Source organism: Actinomadura formosensis NBRC 14204, assembly GCF_001552155.1.
Classification (GTDB): domain Bacteria; phylum Actinomycetota; class Actinomycetes; order Streptosporangiales; family Streptosporangiaceae; genus Spirillospora; species Spirillospora formosensis.
On the sequence record NZ_BCQQ01000125.1, the window covers coordinates 1 to 20,704 of the forward strand.

At 70.5% G+C, this 20,704-nt stretch carries 18 protein-coding genes; 13 read left to right on the plus strand and 5 right to left on the minus strand.

Going from position 1 to position 20,704, the window contains the following annotated elements; genetic code table 11:
* Window positions 1-949 (plus strand): ComEA family DNA-binding protein (locus tag AF1_RS26165; protein ID WP_174548897.1); only part of this gene is annotated, 949 nt, incomplete at its 5' end.
* Between the two features lie 57 nt (window positions 950-1,006).
* Here AF1_RS26165 and AF1_RS26170 read toward each other — a convergent pair.
* Window positions 1,007-3,163: a (Fe-S)-binding protein gene (locus tag AF1_RS26170; RefSeq protein ID WP_067804774.1), complete on the minus strand. Its 2,157-nt coding sequence runs from the start codon at window positions 3,161-3,163 to the stop codon at window positions 1,007-1,009.
* Window positions 3,164-3,383: 220 nt separating this feature from the next.
* Here AF1_RS26170 and AF1_RS26175 point away from each other — a divergent pair, with 220 nt between their 5' ends.
* The 3 genes from AF1_RS26175 to AF1_RS26185 all read left to right on the plus strand — a co-directional run bounded on the left by AF1_RS26175 (window position 3,384) and on the right by AF1_RS26185 (window position 5,749).
* Entirely contained in the window at window positions 3,384-3,983 is a 600-nt protein-coding gene (locus AF1_RS26175) for a TIGR03086 family metal-binding protein (RefSeq protein WP_067804776.1), read from the plus strand.
* Between the two features lie 285 nt (window positions 3,984-4,268).
* Entirely contained in the window at window positions 4,269-4,919 is a 651-nt protein-coding gene (locus tag AF1_RS26180; RefSeq protein ID WP_067804778.1) for a DUF1326 domain-containing protein, read from the plus strand.
* Window positions 4,916-5,749, plus strand: a complete 834-nt coding sequence (locus AF1_RS26185) for a DUF2182 domain-containing protein (protein ID WP_067804780.1) — start codon at window positions 4,916-4,918, stop codon at window positions 5,747-5,749. The genes AF1_RS26180 and AF1_RS26185 overlap by 4 nt, the downstream gene beginning before the upstream one ends.
* A 26-nt stretch (window positions 5,750-5,775) precedes the next feature.
* Here AF1_RS26185 and AF1_RS26190 read toward each other — a convergent pair whose 3' ends face one another.
* Window positions 5,776-6,984: an acetyl-CoA C-acetyltransferase gene (locus AF1_RS26190; protein ID WP_067804783.1), complete on the minus strand. Its 1,209-nt coding sequence runs from the start codon at window positions 6,982-6,984 to the stop codon at window positions 5,776-5,778.
* A 103-nt stretch (window positions 6,985-7,087) separates the two neighbouring features.
* On the opposite strand from AF1_RS26190, the gene AF1_RS26195 reads away from it, so the two are divergent.
* The gene (locus AF1_RS26195) at window positions 7,088-8,647 is read left to right on the plus strand and encodes a 3-hydroxyacyl-CoA dehydrogenase (protein ID WP_242608546.1); all 1,560 of its coding nucleotides are present in this window, start codon (window positions 7,088-7,090) and stop codon (window positions 8,645-8,647) included.
* Between the two features lie 17 nt (window positions 8,648-8,664).
* On the opposite strand, the gene AF1_RS34830 is transcribed toward AF1_RS26195, so the two are convergent.
* Window positions 8,665-8,802: a hypothetical protein gene (locus tag AF1_RS34830; protein ID WP_157419302.1), complete on the minus strand. Its 138-nt coding sequence runs from the start codon at window positions 8,800-8,802 to the stop codon at window positions 8,665-8,667.
* A gap of 65 nt (window positions 8,803-8,867) precedes the next feature.
* On the opposite strand from AF1_RS34830, the gene AF1_RS26200 reads away from it, so the two are divergent.
* Window positions 8,868-9,185, plus strand: a complete 318-nt coding sequence (locus AF1_RS26200) for a TetR/AcrR family transcriptional regulator C-terminal domain-containing protein (protein ID WP_084263357.1) — start codon at window positions 8,868-8,870, stop codon at window positions 9,183-9,185.
* A gap of 57 nt (window positions 9,186-9,242) precedes the next feature.
* On the opposite strand, the gene AF1_RS26205 is transcribed toward AF1_RS26200, so the two are convergent.
* Both AF1_RS26205 and AF1_RS26210 read right to left on the minus strand, forming a co-directional pair.
* Entirely contained in the window at window positions 9,243-10,391 is a 1,149-nt protein-coding gene (locus AF1_RS26205) for a CU044_5270 family protein (protein WP_067804789.1), read from the minus strand.
* The gene (locus AF1_RS26210) at window positions 10,384-11,007 is read right to left on the minus strand and encodes an RNA polymerase sigma factor (protein WP_067804816.1); all 624 of its coding nucleotides are present in this window, start codon (window positions 11,005-11,007) and stop codon (window positions 10,384-10,386) included. The genes AF1_RS26205 and AF1_RS26210 overlap by 8 nt, the downstream gene beginning before the upstream one ends.
* A gap of 286 nt (window positions 11,008-11,293) precedes the next feature.
* On the opposite strand from AF1_RS26210, the gene dnaK reads away from it, so the two are divergent.
* The 7 genes from dnaK to AF1_RS26245 all read left to right on the plus strand — a co-directional run bounded on the left by dnaK (window position 11,294) and on the right by AF1_RS26245 (window position 20,662).
* On the plus strand, window positions 11,294-13,153 hold the full coding sequence (dnaK, locus tag AF1_RS26215) for a molecular chaperone DnaK (protein WP_067804792.1): 1,860 nt from the start codon (window positions 11,294-11,296) through the stop codon (window positions 13,151-13,153).
* Window positions 13,150-13,800, plus strand: a complete 651-nt coding sequence (gene grpE / locus AF1_RS26220) for a nucleotide exchange factor GrpE (RefSeq protein WP_067804795.1) — start codon at window positions 13,150-13,152, stop codon at window positions 13,798-13,800. The genes dnaK and grpE overlap by 4 nt, the downstream gene beginning before the upstream one ends.
* Before the next feature lie 86 nt (window positions 13,801-13,886).
* Window positions 13,887-15,050, plus strand: coding sequence for a molecular chaperone DnaJ (gene dnaJ, locus AF1_RS26225; protein ID WP_067804798.1), 1,164 nt, complete (start codon window positions 13,887-13,889; stop codon window positions 15,048-15,050).
* Between the two features lie 5 nt (window positions 15,051-15,055).
* A complete protein-coding gene (locus tag AF1_RS26230) occupies window positions 15,056-15,499 on the plus strand; it encodes a heat shock protein transcriptional repressor HspR (protein ID WP_067804801.1) in 444 nt (147 codons plus the stop codon).
* A 69-nt stretch (window positions 15,500-15,568) separates the two neighbouring features.
* Complete coding sequence (gene clpB, locus AF1_RS26235) at window positions 15,569-18,172, plus strand: ATP-dependent chaperone ClpB (protein ID WP_067804804.1); 2,604 nt, start codon at window positions 15,569-15,571, stop codon at window positions 18,170-18,172.
* 177 nt (window positions 18,173-18,349) lie between these two features.
* Complete coding sequence (locus AF1_RS26240; protein ID WP_067804809.1) at window positions 18,350-19,330, plus strand: NAD-dependent epimerase/dehydratase family protein; 981 nt, start codon at window positions 18,350-18,352, stop codon at window positions 19,328-19,330.
* Window positions 19,331-19,621: 291 nt separating this feature from the next.
* Window positions 19,622-20,662, plus strand: coding sequence for a hypothetical protein (locus AF1_RS26245; RefSeq protein ID WP_067804813.1), 1,041 nt, complete (start codon window positions 19,622-19,624; stop codon window positions 20,660-20,662).
* Window positions 20,663-20,704: the final 42 nt, after the last annotated feature.

Consider the following 20,704-nt stretch of genomic DNA (forward strand, 5'->3'; position numbering starts at 1 on the left):
ACCGGCCGCGCCGCGGTTCGCTCCGCCCGGCCCGCGGCTCGCGCCGACGCCCGAGGAGATCGCCACCCCGGGAACGACCCCCGCCGTTCCGGTGCCCGCGCCCGCGCTGTCGGGGCCCGTCCACGATGCTCCGGCCGTCGGCGCCGTCCCGGGCCATCACGTCGCCGACGCGGCCTGGACGCCGCCGCCACCGGCCGGGCGACGGGTTCCGTGGCCGGTGCGGGCCGTCCTCGTGGCCCTCCCGGTGCTCGGCTTCGGCATCGTGACCTGGGCCCTCGTCGCCTACTACGCGGAACGGCGCCGGAGCCGCCCGCTCGCGCTGATGGCGGCCGGGTACCTGATGCTGACGGCCGTCTTCCTCGTCGGCGCCACGAGCGGCGACCCGGATCAGACCGGCTGGTGGGACGGGCCGATCTTCCTCGCGCTGCTGACCACGATGTTCGGCGGCGCCGTCCACCTCGCCGTCCTCACGGCCGACCCGCAGTGGTCCCCGCGCCATGGCGGGGTGCCCGTCCTGAACGTCCAGCTGATCGAGCGGAGGGTCCGCCGGGAGCAGGCCCGCTCGCTGGCGGCGCACCACCCGTCGATCGCCCGCCGGCTCGGCGTCGGCCGCCCCGACCTGCCCCGCGCGTTCGACGACGGCGGCCTGGCCGACGTCAACTCGGCGCCCGAGCATGTGCTCGCCTCGCTGCCGGGCCTGGACCCGTATCACGCGAAGCTGATCGTGCTGGCCCGGACGGCGCACGGCCCGTTCGTCGCCGTCGACGACCTCGCGACCAGGGAGATCCTGCCGTACCAGGCGGTGTACGCCCTGCGCGACATGCTGATCGCCGTCCCGCCCGCCCCCGACCCGGAGCCGGACGCGGAGCCGGACGCGGAGCCGGACGCGGAGCCGGACGCGGAGCCGGACGCGGCGAAACCGTCCGCGGAATCCGCGCCCGGCGCCTGACCCGGAAACCGGAAGGACCCCGGGCCCTGGGCCCGGGGTCCTTGCTCGGTGCACGCCCTACTCGGCGGCGACGGGTTCCTTCTCCGCCTCCGGAGGAGCGGTGCCCTCGCCCTTGATGGAGCGGATCAGGAGCTGGGAGACGTCCACGACCTCCAGCGACTCCTTGGCCGCGCCCTCGTTCTTCTTCTCGTTGATGGCGTCGCCCAGCATCACGAGGCAGAACGGGCAGGCGGTGGAGACGGTGTCGGGGTCGGTCTCCAGCGCCTCGTCCACGCGCTCGGTGTTGATGCGCTTGCCGATGCGCTCCTCCATCCACATCCGCGCGCCGCCGGCGCCGCAGCAGAAGCCGCGGTCCTTGTGCCGGTGCATTTCCTGCGTCCTGACACCGGGGACGGTCGCCATGATGTCGCGCGGCTGCTTGTAGACCTTGTTGTGGCGGCCCAGGAAGCAGGGGTCGTGGTAGGTGATGTTCTCCTCGATCGGCGTGACCGGGGTGAGCCTGCCCTCCTCGACCAGGTGCGCGAGCAGCTGGGTGTGGTGGACGACCTCGTAGTTCCCGCCGATCTGCGGGTACTCGTTGGCGAGGGTGTTGAAGCAGTGCGGGCAGGTCGCGACGATCTTCTTGACGCCCGCGTCGTTCAGCGTCTCGACGTTCTGCTGGCCGAGCATCTGGAAGACGAACTCCATGCCGAGGCGGCGGGCCGGGTCACCGGTGCACGCCTCCATGGGGCCGAGGACGGCGAACTTGACGCCCGCGATGTGCAGCAGTTCGGCGACGGCCTTGGTGGTCTTCTTGGCACGGTCCTCCAGGGCGCCGGCGCAGCCGACCCAGAACAGGTACTCGGTGTCCTCGGGCAGCTTGTCGTCGACGACCTCGACCTCGAAGTCCAGCTCCTCGATCCATTCGAGGCGCTTCATCTCGGACATGCCCCACGGGTTGCCCTTGTTCTCCAGGTTCTTCAGCATGACGCCGGCCTCGGACGGGAACGAGGACTCGATCATCACCTGGAAGCGGCGCATGTCGAGGATGTGGTCGATGTGCTCGATGTCGACCGGGCACTGCTCGACGCAGGCACCGCAGTTGGTGCAGGACCACAGGACGTCCGGGTGGATGACGCCGTCGTCGGCGACGAGCTCCTTGTCCACCTGCATGGCGAGCTTCTGCTCGTCGGTGAACTTCTCGCGCTGCTCCTCGGACGCGGTGAAGTAGGGCGCCTTGGCGAGCGCGTGGTCGCGCAGTTCCAGGATGACCATCTTCGGCGACAGCGGCTTGCCGGTGTTCCAGGCGGGGCACTGCGACTGGCAGCGACCGCACTCGGTGCAGGTCGCCATGTCGAGGAAGCCCTTCCAGGTGAAGTCCTCGATCTTGCCGCGGCCGAAGACGTCCTCGTCGGGGTCGGCCTCCTCGAAGTCGAGCGGCTTGCCGCCGCTCATCATCGGCTGCACGGCGCCGAGGCCGTCCGGGTGGCGCTTGAACATGACGTTCAGCGGCGCCAGGAAGATGTGCAGGTGCTTGGAGTGGACGACGAAGACCAGGAAGACCAGCGCGACGCCGATGTGCAGGAGCAGCCCGACCGACTCCAGCACCTCAAGGGTGCCGTGGTCCGTGCCCTTGAACAGCCGGCCGACGAGGTAGGAGAAGTAGGCGCCCTTGCCGTAGGGGAGGTTGCCGCTGGCCCACTCCACGCCGCGGAAGAAGAACATCGTCCAGATCACGTTGAAGATCATGAACAGCGTGATCCAGGCGCCGGACAGGTGCGAGCCCTTGAACCGGGACTTGCGCCCGATGCGCTTCGGCGAGTTCTTGAGCCGGATCGCGGTGAACACGATCAGGCCGGCGGTACAGGCGAGCGCGATCGTGTCCTGGACGAAGCCGATCGGCCCCCAGGTCTGCAGCCCCGGGATCTTCGCGTCCAACCCGAACAGCAGCGCGACGGCCGCCTCCAGGTAGACGGTGATCAGCAGGATGAACGCCCACATGACCGCCGCGTGCGAAACGCCGGCCAGCGTCCACTTCAACAGCTTGCGCTGCCCCAGGACTTCAATGGCCTGGCCCTCGACGGCCTCTTTGGGCCTGCGCTTGACCTGCAACGTCCGTTCGGGGTCCGGCTGCCCGCTCGTGGCGATGTGGTACAGGAACAGCACCCGCCGAGCGGCGAGCGCAAGAGCGACCGCCGTTCCGGCGAGCCCAATGACCAACGTGATCCAGAACACTGTTCCGTCCTCCTGGGGTACGGGCGATGGCAGTCAGCGTAGGGCTCGTGGCAGACTGCGCGTCATCCGGGGCCCGAATACTACTCGGTAGTAGCTTATGCGTCACGCCCGCGAGTTTTCGCACACCCGATGAGTATCGGCCGGTTCCCGAGTCCATACCACCGACAGGGGCGCGTCCAGGCCCGTCCCGTCCACCGGTATACCGAACGAAGGAACCCCGATGACCTCGATGCCCGATCTCGCTCCCGCGGCCCGGCGCATGACCGACCTGCTGGCGGGCGTCCGCGACTTCCAGCTCACCGGCCCGACGCCGTGCGCCGGCACCTCGCTCGGCGCGCTCATCGACCACGTGAACGGGCTGACGCTCGCCTTCACCTGGGCCGCCGCGAAGAACTTCCCGGAAGGCGGGACGCAGCCGCCGTCCGTCGACGCGTCCCGGCTCCCGCCCGACTGGCGCACCCGCGTCCCCGAGCAGCTCGACGCGCTCGCCGCCGCCTGGCGCTCCCCGGACGCCTGGCAGGGCATGACCCAGGCCGGCGGCATCGACCTGCCGGGCGAGCAGGCCGGGAATGTCGCGATGAACGAGCTGGTCGTGCACGGCTGGGACATCGCCCGCGCCAGCGGCCAGCCCTACGACATCGGCCGGGCCGAGATCGAGAGCTGCCTCGCCTTCGTCGCCCCGGCCGTCGAGCAGAGCGGCGGCAACGGCATCGAGGGCCTCTTCGGCCCCGCCGTCGACGTCCCGCAGGACGCGCCCCCGCTCGACCGCCTCATCGCCCTGACCGGCCGCGACCCGTCCTGGACGGCCGACCGGGGATGACCCGAGTGGGCGCACCGCCCTCGGATCGGGCCACGGGAGGTTTTACCCGCGCAGGCTAGCTGTTGATCACGCGCTTTGTGAGGATTGTCGAAAAGGTTGCCCATGCCGGCCCATCGATCACGAGATCGATGCCGAAACGAAGATCACTCCGTCATCGCATCCGAGGCTCCCCCTGCCTCGCCGACGGACGGTCGCCCAGACCACGCGGAACGCCGCCGCGGCACGAGCGATGGCCGGCGGCCGGCACTGTGAGACGGCGGCGGAACGCGACCGGAGGGGGAAGACATGACCGAGACCGCCGCAATACCGCAATGGCACGTCGTCGGCGACTGGTTCGACGTCTGCAAATGCAGCATCCCGTGCCCCTGCACCTATGCACAGCCTCCCACGTTCGGCGACTGCGACGGTGTGCTGGCGTGGCGCATCCGCGAGGGACGGTACGGAGACGTCTCGCTCGACGGCCTCAACGTCCTGATGCTCGGCTCCTTCGTGGGGAACGTATGGGGCGAGCACTCCGACTCGTACGCGGCCGTATTCCTGGACGAACGCGCCGACGACTCCCAGCGCGGGGCGCTCGGGAAGATCTTCGGCGGCGAGGCCGGGGGATGGCCCGCCCGGCTCGTGGAAATGCTCGCTCCCGAGATCAGGGGACTCGAATTCTCCCCCATCACGATTTCGGTCGACGACGACCTCGCCGGCTGGAGGGCGGAACTCCCCGGCCGGATCGTGGCGAGGGGCGAGGCGCTCACGGGCCCCACGACACCCGAGGGAGCACGGGTGCGGACGATCAATCCCCCCGGTGCGGAGACCGGGCCGGGGCAGATCGTCACCTGGGGCCGGGCGCTCGCCGACCAGGTCGACGCCTACGGCTTCACCTGGGACTGGGAGGGGCGCTCCAGCAAGCACATACCGTTCGATTGGAGCGGACCGGGGTGAGGACGCCGCCGATATCGGCGCGCAGGCCCGGCGTCCGGCCCGCACGGCACGAACTCGTGTTCATCGGGGTTCTCGTCGTCATCTCCGCGGTCGCGTGGCTGACGGTCCATCACCTGGCCACACCGGACATGCGCGCCGGGATCCTGACGGGGGCCGCCCGCTCCGGCCGCTCCGGTGAGGAGATGACGGGGATGCCGATGGACCGGTCCATGAGCGCCGGGCTGTTCCTCGGCACCTGGCTCGTGATGATGGCGGCGATGATGCTCCCAGCGGTGACACCGGTGATCGTGCGGATCGACCGGCTCATGCGCCGGCGTGGCAAGGGTGGCGCGACGGCGTACATGCTGGTGGTCGGGTACCTGCTCGTGTGGGCGGCGGCCGGGGCGGCGGCGTACGGCCTGTTCCTGGCGTTCCAGTCGACCGCGGCGGCGGGTGCCTCCGCCGGCGCCGTGCGCGCGGGCGCCGGGGTGCTGATGCTCGCGGGCGCGTACCAGCTCACCCCCGTGAAGCGGGCATGCCTGCGGCAATGCCGCTCGCCCCTCGCCGTCGTCGTCCGCCATGGAGACAGGATCACGGCGGGCCCCTCGGGCGCGTTGCTCGTCGGCGTCCACCACGGGGCCTTCTGCCTCGGATGCTGCTGGGCGCTGATGGCCGTGCTGCTCGCCGCGGGAATGATGAGCCTGGTCTGGATGGGGGTCATCGCCGCGGTGGTCCTCACGGAGAAGGTCTGGCGGCATGGGGACCTCGTGAGCCGGCCGCTGGGCGCCGGGATGATCGTCCTCGGCCTCGTGCTGCTCACCGCCCCTGGCCTCTCGCCCACCCTGACCTAGAGCACCGCGCCCGAGATCCGCGGGCCCTAGACCCTTTCAAAGACGGCGGCGAGGCCCTGGCCGCCGCCGATGCACATCGTCTCCAGGCCGTAGCGGGCTTCGCGGCGGTGCATCTCGCGGGCGAGGGTGGCGAGGATGCGGGCGCCGGTCGCGCCGACGGGGTGGCCGAGGGAGATGCCGGAGCCGTGCACGTTCACGCGGTCCCAGTCGGCGTCCTTGAGCTCCCATTCGCGGGTGACGGCGAGGACCTGCGCGGCGAACGCCTCGTTCAGCTCGATGAGGTCCATGTCGGCGAGGGTGAGGCCGGCGGCGTCCAGGGCCTTCGCGGTGGCGGGGACGGGGCCGATCCCCATCGTCCTGGGCGGCACGCCGGCGCGGCCCCACGAGACGAGCCGGACGAGCGGGCGCAGCCCCAGCTCGGCGGCGCGTTCGGGGGTCGTGACGACGCAGCCGGCGGCGGCGTCGTTCTGGCCGCTGGCGTTCCCGGCGGTGACGGTCGCCTCGGCGTCCTGCCCGCCGAGGAGGGGCCGCAGCTTCGCCAGGCTTTCGACCGTGGTGTCCGGGCGCGGGTGCTCGTCGGTGTCGACGACCGTGTCCCCCTTCCGGGAGGCGACGGTCACCGGGACGATCTCCTCGGCGAACACGCCCGACCGCTGCGCGGCGACGGCGCGCTGGTGGGAGCGAACGGCGAGCTCGTCCTGCTCCTGGCGTCCGATGCCGTACTCGCGGCGCAGGTTCTCGGCGGTCTCCAGCATCCCGCCGGGCACCGGGTGGTTGACGCCGCCCGCGGTGACACGGCCCTGCGCGAGCGCGTCGTGCAGTTCGAGGGACGGCCCGCGCAGACCCCAGCGCGCCTTCGTGGTGTAGAAGGGCGCGCTGCTCATGCTCTCCGCGCCGCCCGCGATGATCACGTCACTGACGCCGGTCTGGATCTGCATGGCCGCGTTGAGGACGGCCTGCAGCCCGGACCCGCACCGCCGGTCGAGCTGGCTGCCGCCGACGGAGATGGGGAGCCCGGCGTCCAGCGCGGCGACGCGTCCGATCGCGGGGGCGTCGGACGTGGGGTAGCAGTGGCCGAGGATCACCTCGTCGATCGCCTCACCGGGCAGGCCGGTGCGCTCGACCAGCGCGCGGATCACGGTGGCGGCGAGCTCGACGGACGGGACGGTCTTCAGCGCGCCACCGAACCGGCCGATCGGGGTACGCAGCGGCTCGCAGATCACCGCGTCGCGCATGACGGTCTCCTTACAGGCGTGCAAGTGCGGGCACTCGCAGGGTACGGCCCCGGTTCGCGAGGGCGGCGTCCGGCCTTCCGGGTGGCGGAGGGTTGAATGCGGGGTGAAGCGGACGAGCGAGGAGGCGACGGTGGAGCAGTGGGCGCGGCGGGCGACGACGATCCGGGTGATCGGCACCGGGGCGATGGGGCGCGGGATCGCGCAGCTCGCCGCGGCGGGCGGGCTGACCGTGGAGCTGGCCGACATCCGGATGGATGCCGTGGTCAACGCCACCGAGTACATCGGCGGCATGTTCGACAAGCTGGTGCGCAAGGGACGGATGACCGCGGAGGAGGCGGAGGCCGCCAAGGGACGGCTCCGGCCGGTCGGTGAGCCGCTCACCCCGTTCCAGGACTGTGATCTCGTGATCGAGGCCGTCCGCGAGGACATCGACACCAAGCGGGAGCTGTTCACGTCCTTGGAGAAGGTGTGCCCGAAGCACACGATCCTGGTGACCAACACCAGTTCGCTGTCTGTGACGGCCATCGCGGCGGCCCTGGAGGACCCGTCCAGGGTGGCGGGGCTGCACTTCTTCAACCCGGTGCCGTTGATGCGTCTCGTAGAGGTGATTCCGGGGGCGCGCACGGCCGGGTGGATCCCGGACGCGCTCGCCGACCTCGTCCGGCGGCTCGGGCACGAACCGGTGCTCGCCCCCGACGCGCCGGGGTTCCTCGTCAACCATGCCGGGCGCGGCCTGGTGACGGAGGCACTCCAGATCCTGTCCGAAGGGGTCGCGGAGCCCGCCGACATCGACCGCATCGCGCGGGACGTCCTCGGCCTCAAGATGGGGCCCTGCGAACTCCTCGACCTCACCGGGATGGACGTCTCGCAACCGGTGATGGAGTCCATCTGGACGGGGTTCTACACAGAGCCGCGGTTCCGCCCGTCCAGGATCGGGCGGGCACGCCTAGAGGCCGGTCTGTACGGACGCAAGACGGGCGAAGGCTTTTACAAGTACGTGGACGGCGCCAAGCAGGAGCCGCCGGAGGTCACGGCCCCGGCGGTGGAGCCGCGCCCTGTATGGGTTCACGGTGATGTCCGTGAGGAACTGGGCGCGTTGCTCTCCGCAGCGGGGGTGGAGGTCGAGTCAGGGGAAACGCCGTCCGATCAAGCGGTGGTGCTGGTAGCGCCGTTCGGGCAGAGCACGATTGAGGCGGCCGGGGGGCTTCCCATGGAGCGCACCTTGGGCGTCGACCCGTTCGGTGAGTTCTTCACCCGCCTGACCGTGATGGTGCACCCGGGCCTCGACAGGGACACCGGCCGCGCCGGTCTCGCCGCCCTCTGCGCCACGGGACGGGACGTGACCGTCGTCCGCGACGCCCCCGCCTCCGTGGCCCAGCGGCTTCTCGCCTCGATCGTCAACGTGGGCTGCGGCATCGCCGAGCAGCGGCTCGCCCGGCCCGGCGACATCGACACCGCCGTCCGGCTGGCGCTCGGGTATCCGCGCGGGCCGCTGGAGTGGGGCGACCACGCGGGCGCCGACCGCGTCCTGGAGATCCTTCGCGGGCTGCACCGGGGCACCGGCGACCCCCGCTACCGTCCGAGCACCTGGCTGATCGAACGGGCGGCGCTCGGCCTGCCCCTGACCGAGACCGGGACCGCCCCCTGCGACCTGACCACCTGACCGAGCGGCCCGTCGGCTCACACGGGTTCGGAGACCTCTTCGGGGGCGTCCTCGGTGACGGGACGTCCGCCGCGCAGGACGAAGGCCGCGAAGAGGGCGGCGGCCAGCATCACGCCACCGGCGGCGACGGTGACGGGCATGTTCACCAGGAACACCGAGCCCCACCAGAAGTGCTCCAGCAGGAACCCGCCGAGCGTCGGTCCGGCCGCATCGCGACGAGCTGGGCGGGGTCCTCGCCGCGTTCGGCGCCGCCGGGTTCACCGGTCACGACCTCGAATACGCCTGGTCCGCCGTGGTCGACTACGTGATCGGCGCGGCCGGCAGCGAGGCGAGCTGGCAGCGCGACCAGACCGGCCCGACGTCCGCCGACTGGATCGACGAACTCGGCCCCTACCTGGCCCGGCTGGACGAGGAACGGCCCCGCCTCGCATCCCACATCCGCGGCATCTGGATGAAGGAGACCGGCGACATCCTGGAGGACCGCTTCGCGTTCGGTCTCGCCTGCATCCTCGACGGCCTCGAAGCCCGCCGCCCCTGAGACCCGCCGGCCCTCCGCCCGGTCGTGGACGGAGGGCCGGCCGGGGGAGCCCCGGCGTCAGAAGGGGAGTTCGGCGGCCGGCCGGGGCAGGGTGTTCGTCCAGCCCGAGGCGCGGACGATCCAGTAGTTGACCACGAAGCCGGGCCGGCGGTCCCGGTAGGGGCCGCCGGGCTCGGTCAGCACCTCCTGGTCGGAGAGGAGTTCGCCGGTGGCGGGGTTGAAGATGAGTTCGGAACGCACCCGGTAGGTGCCCTGCTCCTCGGCCGGAGCTCCGTACTCACGGTCCACCGTCGTCGGGTCCTGGTCGGCGGCGAGCGCGACGCCCCGGCGGCCGAGCGGGTCGGTGGCCGCGCCGAGCGACCGGATGCCGGGCTGCTCGGTGAGCGCCCGCATCAGGCCCGCGCGCACGCGCGGCGGCAGCGGCGTGTTCTCCAGCGCGTCGGCCGCGACACGCAGCTTCACGTCCGGCTTGGACATGTCCAGCCGCTTGGCCCGCCGGTCCGGGACGCCCCGCTCCGCCGTCCGGGTGAAGAGGAGCTTGGCGAGCGCGTCCGGGTCGGACGGGAGATTCTGGATCTCCGCCACGGTCATCTTCCTGCCGTTGAGGTAGAACGCGCCGCCGCCCTTCGGGTCGGGGTCGTCCACCTCCCAGCCGGTCTTGCCCCGGTCATAGGTGTAGTAGTGGTCGTTCGACCACACCCGGAACTTCGACGGCGACCCGGCCCTCCGCCACGCCGCCTCGTCCTGCCGGGTGAGCGGCCGGGCCGGGAGGGATCGGCCGAAGAACCCCTCACCCAGGCCGGTCTTGACCCCGGTCCAGCTGAAGTACTCGTCATGCGCGCCGACGATCGCGTAACTGCCGGTCTTGGGACGCATCATGTACGACTGGCCGGTGACGTGGTCGGTGAACCAGTACTTGCCGGTCGGCTGCTTCTCCGCCTTCTCCGCCGCCGCCAGCACCGCCTGCTTGCCCAGGTCCAGCCGGGACGAGGGAGGCGCGGGTGAGCCCGAGCCGACGGTCGCGATCCCGGCGGCGGCGGCCGCGCCGACGGCGACCACGCCGAGCCCGGCCTTGAGGCGCCACCCGGACCGGGCGCGCCCGCGCCGGGTCTCCCCGGACATCCGGGCGCGGGCCTCGGTCATCTCCCGCATCGTCGGCGGCGCCGGCTCTCCGTACGCCTCGCGGATCATCTGCAGTTCATCCATGGTCGTCCTCCACTTCCCGCATCGGGTTCGTCCCGCCGAGCGCCTCGCGCACCTTCCTCCTGGCCCGGCTCAGCCGCGAGCCGACCGTCCCGTACGGGATGCCGAGCGCCGCGGCGACCTCCTCGTGGCCGAGGTCGGCGAGCGCGACGAGCAGCAGCACGTCCCGTTCGCCGTCCGACAGCTCGGCGAGGGCACCGGCCAGCCGTCCCCGCAGGCCCTGCGCGCTGACCCGGGCGTCCACCCGGTCGGCGTGCCCGCCCTCGTCCTGGACGGGGCCGAGCCGCGCGCGGGCCCGCAGCCCCCGCACCTCGCTGCGCCGGTGCCTGCCGATCACGTTGGTCGCGATGCCGTACAGCCAGGTCCGCACCCCGGCGCGGGACGCGTCGTAGCGGTCCCGCCGGCGGAACGCCTCCAGGAACGTCTGGGCGGCGATGTCGGACGCGGCGTCCGGGCCGAGCCGCTTGGCGGCGTAGCCGTGGATCTCGGCGAAGTAGGCGTCGAAGATGTCGCCGAACCGTTCGGGGTCCTGCAGGGACGTCCGCAGGACGGCCGAGTGGTCCGTCCGCCCCGGGCTCCCGCTCCGGGGCGGATCTGCGGTGAGGGGTTCCCCTGTCATGTGCTGCCTTTCCGTGGCGCGGACGGCGGTCACCCCTGTATCACCCGGAGCCCCCCACCGCTTTCACGCCGTCCTGCCGGACCCGGTTTCTGGGCGGACGCCCGGGAACCGGAATAGACGGCTCAATCGTCCTGTTGAAGAGGACGTCAGCAAAGTTGAGTCCACTCGACTCAAGTCATTTGACAAGAGTCGAACCGGAGGGCAACCTTGCGGGCAGAGAACTCAACCGGCCGCACCCTGGGGGCGACCGGGGTCGCATACACCGGAAACGACGGAGGACGAGAACATGGCACGTGCGGTCGGCATCGACCTCGGGACGACTAACTCGGTCGTCGCGATTCTGGAGGGCGGCGAGCCCACCGTCATCGCGAACGCGGAGGGGTCGCGGACCACGCCGTCCGTCGTCGCCTTCGCCAAGAACGGCGAGGTTCTGGTCGGCGAGGTCGCCAAGCGCCAGGCGGTCACCAACGTGGACCGCACCATCAGGTCGGTCAAGCGCGAGATGGGCACCGACTGGAAGACCAAGATCGACGACAAGGACTTCACCCCCCAGCAGATCAGCGCGTTCGTGCTGCAGAAGCTGAAGAGGGACGCCGAGTCCTACCTGGGCGAGACCATCACCGACGCGGTCATCACGGTTCCCGCCTACTTCTCCGACCACCAGCGGCAGGCCACCAAGGAGGCCGGCCAGATCGCGGGCCTGAACGTCCTGCGGATCATCAACGAGCCGACCTCGGCGGCGCTGGCCTACCACCTGGAGAAGGAGCACGAGGCCACCATCCTGGTCTTCGACCTCGGTGGCGGTACGTTCGACGTCTCCCTGCTGGAGGTCGGCGACGGGGTGGTCGAGGTCAAGGCCACCAGCGGTGACAACCACCTGGGCGGCGACGACTGGGACAGCAAGGTCGTCGACTGGCTGGTGGAGCGGTTCAAGAACGCCAACGGCGTCGACCTGTCCAAGGACAAGATGGCGCTGCAGCGGCTGCGCGAGGCCGCGGAGAAGGCGAAGATCGAGCTGTCCGGCGCGACTGAGACGCAGATCAACCTGCCCTACATCACCGCGTCCAGCGAGGGTCCGCTGCACCTGGACGAGAAGCTCACCCGGGCCGAGTTCCAGCGGATGACGTCCGACCTGCTCGACCGGACCAAGGCGCCGTTCAACTCGGTGCTGAAGGACGCCGGCGTCACCATCGACAAGATCGACCAGGTCGTCCTGGTCGGCGGTTCGACCCGGATGCCCGCGGTGTCCGACCTGGTCAAGGAGATGACCGGCAAGGAGCCGAACAAGGGCGTCAACCCGGACGAGGTCGTCGCGATCGGCGCCAGCCTGCAGGCCGGCGTGCTCAAGGGCGAGGTCAAGGACGTCCTGCTGCTGGACGTGACCCCGCTGAGCCTCGGCATCGAGACCAAGGGCGGCATCTTCACCAAGATCATCGAGCGGAACACCACGATCCCGACCAAGCGGTCGGAGACGTTCACCACCGCCGACGACAACCAGCCGTCCGTGGAGATCCAGGTCTACCAGGGCGAGCGCGAGATCGCCGCGTACAACAAGAAGCTCGGCACCTTCCAGCTCACCGGTCTGCCGCCGGCGCCGCGCGGCGTCCCGCAGATCGAGGTCACCTTCGACATCGACGCGAACGGCATCGTGAACGTCAGCGCGAAGGACCAGGGCACCGGCCGCGAGCAGTCGATGGTCATCACCGGCGGCAGCGCGCTGCCGAAGGACGACATCGACCGCATGATGCGCGACGCCGAGCAGTACGCCGAGGAGGACCGCAGGCGCAAGGAGGAGGCCGAGGTCCGCAACCAGGCCGACACCCTCGCGTACTCGACCGAGAAGTTCCTGCGGGAGAACGACGAGAAGGTCCCCGCGGAGCTGAAGACCGAGGTGGGCGACGCGGTCGCCGAGGTGAAGAAGGCCCTGGAGGGCACCGACGTCGACGCGATCAAGGCGAGCGCCGAGAAGCTGGCCCAGATCAGCCAGAAGATGGGCGCGGCCATGTACGCGCAGAACCCCGAGGGTGCCCAGCCGGGCGGCGCGGACCACGGGCCGACCGCCGGTGCCCAGGGCGGCCAGCAGGACGACGAGGTCGTCGACGCCGAGATCGTGGACGAGGACAAGCCGAAGGGTGATGCTTCGTGACGCCCTCTCCCGACAAGGGCGAGGAGAAGGAGGGTCCGGTGATCCGCGACAAGCGGCGCATCGATCCCGAAACGGGGGAAGTCCGGGCGCAGGCGGCGGAGTCGCCGCCCGCCCCGGAGGCCCCGGCCGACGGGGGCGCCAAAGGCACCGATGAGGAGGTCTCCTCGCTGAAGTCCCAGCTGGCGGAACGTATCGCCGATCTCCAGCGGGTGAAGGCCGAATACGACAACTACCGCAAGCGGGTCGAGCGCGACCGGGTCGCGGTCCGTGAGCAGGCCCTCGGACAGGTGCTGTCCGAGCTGCTCCCGGTGCTGGACGACATCGGCCGTGCCCGGGACCACGACGAGCTCACCGGCGGGTTCAAGTCCGTCGCGGAGAGCCTGGAGGCGGTCACCGGCAAGCTCGGCCTGGAACGGTACGGCGAGAAGGGCGAGCCCTTCGACCCGACCGTGCACGAGGCGCTCATGCACTCCCTCTCGGCGGATGTGACCGAGACGAGTGTCGTGGACGTCCTGCAGCCCGGCTACCGCATCGGCGAGCGGATCCTGCGGCCCGCGCGCGTCGCGGTGGCCGACCCCGCCCCGGACGACGGTGCCGAAGAGCCCGGCGACCAGGCGGGCGAACAAGCCGGCGACGACGGGGAATGATCCCCTTCGGGGCCCGTCCTTCGGGGCGGGCCCCGGACGGGGCGTGAAGGCATGTGGCAAGTGGCGATAGCAGAAGGCGGGGCGCCGTGAGCACCAAGGACTACCTGGAAAAGGACTACTACAAGGTCCTCGGTGTCGCGAAGACGGCCTCGCAGGAGGAGATCAAGAAGTCCTACCGGAAGCTGGCGCGCAAGTACCACCCGGACGCCAACAAGGGGGACGCGGCGGCCGAGGAGCGCTTCAAGGAGGTCTCCGAGGCCTACGACGTGCTGTCCGACGAGAAGCGCCGCAAGGAGTACGACACCGTCCGGTCGATGCCGGGCGGGTTCCGCGGCCAGCAGGGCGGCGGGTTCGGGTTCGACCTCGGTGACCTGTTCGGCCATCCGAGCGGGACGACGACCGGCGCGGGGGAGCGGATCGGCGACCTGTTCGGCGGCCTGTTCGGCCGGGGCGGCGGCGGCACCCGCACGGCGGGCACGCGGCGCGCCCGGCGCGGCGCCGACGTCGAGACCGAGGTGACGCTGTCGTTCGGCCGCGCGATGAACGGCGTGACCGTCCCGATCAAGCTGACCAGCGAGGCGGCCTGCAACAGCTGCCGCGGGACGGGCGCGAAGGCCGGCACCGTGCCGCGGGTGTGCCCGAACTGCGAGGGCACCGGGCACGAGACCCGCAACCTCGGCAACTTCGGCTTCCAGGAGCCGTGCAAGGAGTGCCACGGCCGGGGCCTCGTCGTGGACGACCCGTGCCTGGTCTGCCACGGCAGCGGCCGCGCGACCGGCACCCGGACGATCCAGGCCCGCATCCCGGCGGGCGTCGCGGACGGGCAGAAGATCAGGCTCAAGGGCAAGGGCGCGCCGGGCGAGAACGGCGGCCCGGCCGGTGACCTGTACGTGAACATCAAGGTGCTGCCGCACAAGGTGTTCGGGCGCAGCGGCGACAACCTGACGCTGACCGTCCCGGTGACGTTCCCCGAGGCGGCGCTCGGCGCCGAGATCAGGGTGCCGACGTTCCAGGGGCAGCCGGTCACCCTGAAGCTGCCGGAGGGCACGCCCAACGGCCGCAAGTTCCGGGTGAAGGGGCGCGGCGCGACCCGGCGGGACGGGACGAAGGGCGACCTGCTCGTCACCGTCGACGTCCACGTCCCGCAGAAGCTGGACGAGCGGTCGCGGGAGGCCCTGGCCGCGCTCCGCGAGGCGGGCGGCGGTGAGGACCTGCGCGCCGACCTCCTCCAGCAGGCCAGGCAGGAGTGAGCTTCATGGATCCGTTCGGTGACGACACTCCGGTCTACGTGATCTCGGTGGCGGCGCAGCTGTCGGGGCTGCATCCGCAGACGCTGCGGACGTACGACCGGATGGGCCTGGTCTCCCCCGGCCGGACGGCGGGGCGGGGACGCCGCTACTCGATGCGCGACATCGTGATGCTCCGCGAGATCCAGCGGCTCTCGCAGGAGGAGGGCATCAACCTTTCCGGCATCAAGTACATCCTGGAGCTGCAGCGCGACAACGTGCGGCTCCGCGAGGAGCTCGCGAAGGCGCACGCGGCGCTGGAGGATCTCGCCAACGAACTCGAATCGACCCGGGCGGTCGCGGCGCGGCTGGCGCAGCAGCGGCGGCACGGGGAGCCCGGCACTCCCGGCTCCGACCTGGTGCCGATCAGGCATTCGAGCATCGTGGTCTGGCATGAGCGCAATCGGGACTGAGCACTAAAAGCAGTTGTCCGGGGGGCTGGGAGTCGTCCCCCAGAAGGAACAGAGCACGGGGACGGGACAATGGACTACAAACTGACGCAGAAGAGCCAGGAGGCGGTGTCGGTCGCGGTCCGCAGGGCGGCGGCCGAGGGGCACCCCGAGGTGGAGCCGCAGCATCTGCTGGTGGCGCTGATCGCGCTGCCGGAGGGAACGGCGGTGCCGCTGCTGGAGGCGGTCGGCGCCGACTGGAACCAGATCCGGCGGCGGGCCGAGGAGCAGCTCGCCGCGATGCCGAAGGCGCAGGGCTCGACGGTGGCGACGCCGCGGATCTCCGGGCAGTTGCAGCGGTCGATCAACACGGCGGCGAACCGGGCCAAGCAGCTGGAGGACGAGTACGTCTCGACCGAGCATCTGCTGGTCGGGCTGGCCGCGGACGGCGGCCCGGCGGCGGGCCTGCTGAAGGAGTTCGGTGCGACGCCGCAGGCGCTGCTGGAGGCGTTCGAGAAGGTGCGCGGGCACGCCCGCGTCACCAGCGAGAACCCGGAGGGCACCTACCAGTCGCTGGAGAAGTACGGCGTCGACCTGACGGCGGCGGCCCGCGACGGCCGGCTCGACCCGGTCATCGGCCGGGACGCGGAGATCCGCCGGGTCGTCCAGGTGCTGTCGCGCCGGACGAAGAACAACCCGGTGCTGATCGGTGAGCCCGGCGTCGGCAAGACCGCGGTCGTCGAGGGCCTGGCGCAGCGGATCGTCGCGGGGGACGTCCCCGAGTCGCTGCGCGGCAAGCGGCTCGTCTCGCTGGACCTCGGCGCGATGGTCGCGGGCGCGAAGTACCGCGGCGAGTTCGAGGAGCGGCTGAAGGCCGTCCTGAACGAGATCAAGGAGAGCGAAGGGCAGATCGTCACGTTCATCGACGAGCTGCACACCGTCGTCGGGGCGGGCGCGGCCGAGGGCGCGATGGACGCCGGCAACATGCTGAAGCCGATGCTGGCCCGCGGCGAGCTGCGGATGATCGGCGCGACGACGCTGGACGAGTACCGGGAGCGCATCGAGAAGGACCCGGCCCTGGAGCGCCGCTTCCAGCAGGTGTTCGTCGGCGAGCCCTCGGTGGAGGACTCGATCGCCATCCTGCGCGGGCTGAAGGGCCGCTACGAGGCGCACCACAAGGTGCAGATCAACGACTCGGCGCTGGTCGCGGCGGCGACCCTGTCCGACCGCTACATCACCTCCCGGTACCTGCCGGACAAGGCGATCGACCTGGTGGACGAGGCCGCGTCCCGGCTGCGCATGGAGATCGACTCCCGTCCGGTGGAGATCGACGAGCTGCAGCGCGCGGTGGACCGGCTGAAGATGGAGGAGCTGAACCTCGCCAAGGAGACCGACGAGGCGTCCCGGCAGCGGCTCGACCGGCTGCGCGGGGACCTCGCCGACAAGCAGGAGCAGCTCACCGGGCTCGTCGCCCGCTGGGACAAGGAGAAGGCGAGCCTCAACCGGGTCGGCGAGATCAAGGAGAGGATCGACCAGCTGCGCGGCGAGGCCGAGCGCGCCCAACGCGACGGCGACCTGGAGACGTCCTCACGGCTCACCTACGGCGAGATCCCGGCGCTGGAGAAGCAGCTCGAGGAGGCGTCGGAGGCGGCCGAGAACCGCGACGCGATGGTCAAGGAGGAGGTCGGCCCGGACGACGTCGCCGACGTGGTCGCGTCCTGGACGGGCATCCCCGCCGGCCGGCTGCTCGAAGGCGAGACGGCGAAGCTGCTGCGCATGGAGGACGAGCTGGGCGAGCGCCTGATCGGGCAGGAGACCGCCGTCCGCACCGTGTCGGACGCGGTGCGCCGCGCCCGCGCGGGCATCTCCGACCCGGACCGTCCGACCGGCTCGTTCCTGTTCCTCGGCCCGACCGGCGTCGGCAAGACCGAGCTGGCGAAGGCGCTCGCGGAGTTCCTGTTCGACGACGAGCGGGCGATGACCCGCATCGACATGAGCGAGTACTCCGAGAAGCACAGCGTCGCCCGCCTGGTCGGCGCCCCGCCCGGATATGTCGGCTACGAGGAGGGCGGGCAGCTCACCGAGGCCGTCCGGCGCCGCCCGTACTCGGTCGTCCTGCTGGACGAGGTGGAGAAGGCGCACCCCGAGGTGTTCGACATCCTCCTGCAGGTCCTGGACGACGGCCGGCTGACGGACGGGCAGGGCCGCACGGTCGACTTCCGCAACACGATCCTGATCCTCACCTCCAACATCGGGTCGCAGTTCCTCGTGGACCCGACGCTGGAGAGCGAGGCGAAGCGGGAGGCGGTGTGGAACGCCGTCCGGAACTCCTTCAAGCCGGAGTTCCTCAACCGCCTGGACGACGTGATCCTGTTCGACGCGCTGTCCACCGACGAGCTGACCCGCATCGTCGACCTCCAGGTCGACAAGCTCGCCGACCGCCTCGCCGACCGGCAGCTGACACTGCAGGTCACGCCCGCGGCGCGCGAGTGGCTGGCGCTGACCGGCTATGACCCGCTGTACGGGGCGCGCCCGCTGCGCCGCCTCGTCCAGACGTCGATCGGCGACCGGCTCGCCCGCGAGCTGCTGTCCGGCGAGGTCCGCGACGGCGACAAGGTGGTGGTCGACCTGGACGAGGCCGCCGACCGCCTCACCGTGGAACCGGCCCGCGACCTCACCCTCACCAAGCAGGACTAGGACGCGGCACGACTCGATTCCAGCGGCTCCGCCCGGGAACCAACGGCGAAGCAACCTCGCCCCCCGAGCGGAGCCGCGGCACGTGCCCCCTCTGCGATGCACTCCAGAGCTTGGTCATCGTTCTGCTGTGAGCGTCAGGGTGTTCCGTACGGAACGTACGGAACGTACGGTTCCTTCATGAGGCTTCTGATGCTGGGCGGGACGGAGTTCGTCGGACGGGCCATCACCGAGGACGCTCTGACACGCGGGTGGGACGTGACCGTGTTCCACAGGGGGCGCCATGAGCCGCCCGGAGGAGTCAGGTCGTTGCACGGCGACCGCACCGCCGAGGACGGGCTCAAGGCCCTTGAGGACGGGGAGTGGGACGCGGTCCTCGATACCTGGTCGGGCGCGCCGTCCGCCGTCCGGGACACCGCTCGGCTTCTGAGCAGGGCCGGCCGGTACGTCTACATATCGAGCCGCTCGGTCTACCGCTTCCCCACATCGGTCGGGGTCGATGAGGGCGCCGACGTGGTGGACGGCTCCCCGGACGCCGGTGACGTCGACTACCCGGCGGCCAAGCGCGGCGGGGAACTGGCGGCGCTCGATGTATTCGGAGACAGGGCACTGCTGGTGCGGGCAGGACTCATCCTGGGGCCGTACGAGAACATCGGACGGCTGCCCTGGTGGCTGAAGCGCATCGCCCAAGGAGGCGAGGTGCTGGCACCTGGCCCACGCGACACCGGCCTCCAGTACATCGACGTCAGGGATCTCGCCATCTGGACCCTGGATGCCATCGAGCAAGGTCTAAGCGGCCCCTACAACCTGGTCAGCCCGCCGGCCCACACGACGATGGACGAGCTACTCCAAGCCTGCGTCCAAGTGACGGGGTCGGACGCCGCCCTCGTCTGGACGCCCCCGGAGACCATCCTTGAAGCGGGCATCCAGCCGTGGACGGACCTTCCCATCTGGCTCCCACCCGGCGAGGACCACGACACCCTGCACGGAGCCAACGTCAGCAAGGCTCTCTCCACGGGGCTGCGTTGCCGGCCCGTCCAGGAAACGGTCGCGGACACATGGGCCTGGCTCCAGTCCATAGGCGGACAGGCGCCGCAACGTCCTGACCGTCCCGCCGTGGGGCTGGCCCCCGGCAAGGAGGCCGAGGTCCTGCGCGGCTGAGCCGCACCACTGCGTGCTCCGGCGGGCGATGCCCCAACGGATCGATCACTTTATCAATCAACCAAAATGGCCGAAGGTCAATTGCGTCACCGGCCGGACCGGCGCCATTCGGCATCCTTGGCGAGGATTTTCCCCGGAATCTGCCACGCATGGACGCAATGGTTGATAGCACAGAATCAGGGCATATTTTCAAATATCTCCCGACCCCATCCAAGGAAATGAGCGCGCGCTCACGCACAGCGGCAAAATATTTTTGCCGAAAAATCGTCGGCGACGCGAAAGGAGACGGCCATGAAGCAGACGCTGGCCACCAAGGCATGGACAGACTTCGCGATGCGGCCCAACACCACTTCACCCGAAGGGCAAGTCCCCACCACCGGAGAGATCGTGGGCTGCCCCGACATCATCCCGCAGACGAGCCCCGTCAATGATCCGCAGGCCGTCTTCTCCACGCCGGATAGTTGGAACACCACCTACCCGGGACAGGTTCTGGAGGGGCGGCCGAACTATCTCTATGTCCGCGCGAAGAACTTCTACCCCGGGCAAGAAGAGGGGACGGTGCGACTGTACGCGGCCGGCAGCTCACTCATCCAATGGCCTTCGATCTGGCTCCAGAATCCGCTGACGCTGGATAGCGGATCCGCCGGCCTGACGCTCTCCGCACAAAATCAGAACGACATCATCGTCGGACAACAGCCCTTCTACTGGGAGGCGCCGCCCCCGCCCGCGGGCAGCGACCACTACTGCCTGTTCTCGCTCGTCGACACCGAGAACACACCCAACCCGCTCCTGCACAGCGACGTGCCCAGCGACTTCAGCACGATGGCCGACCTGGTGACGAACTCGCTCAATGTCGGCTGGAAGAACGTCGCCGAGGTCGCCGATGACATCCCGGCGTGGACGAAACGAATCACGCTGGAGGTCCCCGCCCCCGTCGAACAGGGAAGCAGGCTGCACATCTACTGCAACGGGACCCGGCAAACGGTCGGAGGCTCGGTGGCCCTCAGCTCGGGTGAGAGCCAGGGGTTCGACCCGGTCATCGACATGCCGAAGACGGAAATCAAGGGCCAGTACGACACGTACGGCCTCCTCACGACACCGAGCCCCGGCCTTGCGCGCACGACCATCAACGTCTCGTTCTGGAAGGGCGCCAGCAACCCCACATTGCAGGACCGCATCTCGGTGTACGCCGGCTGGGTGCCACCCGACTCCGACGCGATCGGCCACCTGATCGAGGCCGGCGTGGCCCAGCGGGTCCCGGAGGAAGTCGCCGGAGACGAGATCCCGTGGGAGACGCCGGTCGGGGCCATGCACTACCGGTTCACCGGGTGACCTGCTCGAACCGGCCGGAGGAGGGGTGAATCCGGCCTGCCC

Coding starts and splice junctions, on each gene's coding strand:
- AF1_RS26230 (WP_067804801.1), top strand. CDS start 15,056: ATGGATCCGTTCGGTGACGACACTCCGGTCTACGTGATCTCGGTGGCG.
- clpB (WP_067804804.1), top strand. CDS start 15,569: ATGGACTACAAACTGACGCAGAAGAGCCAGGAGGCGGTGTCGGTCGCG.
- dnaK (WP_067804792.1), top strand. CDS start 11,294: ATGGCACGTGCGGTCGGCATCGACCTCGGGACGACTAACTCGGTCGTC.
- AF1_RS26240 (WP_067804809.1), top strand. CDS start 18,350: ATGAGGCTTCTGATGCTGGGCGGGACGGAGTTCGTCGGACGGGCCATC.
- AF1_RS26205 (WP_067804789.1), bottom strand. CDS start 10,391: ATGGATGAACTGCAGATGATCCGCGAGGCGTACGGAGAGCCGGCGCCG.
- AF1_RS26190 (WP_067804783.1), bottom strand. CDS start 6,984: ATGCGCGACGCGGTGATCTGCGAGCCGCTGCGTACCCCGATCGGCCGG.
- AF1_RS26245 (WP_067804813.1), top strand. CDS start 19,622: ATGAAGCAGACGCTGGCCACCAAGGCATGGACAGACTTCGCGATGCGG.
- AF1_RS26180 (WP_067804778.1), top strand. CDS start 4,269: ATGACCGAGACCGCCGCAATACCGCAATGGCACGTCGTCGGCGACTGG.
- AF1_RS26175 (WP_067804776.1), top strand. CDS start 3,384: ATGACCTCGATGCCCGATCTCGCTCCCGCGGCCCGGCGCATGACCGAC.
- AF1_RS26210 (WP_067804816.1), bottom strand. CDS start 11,007: ATGACAGGGGAACCCCTCACCGCAGATCCGCCCCGGAGCGGGAGCCCG.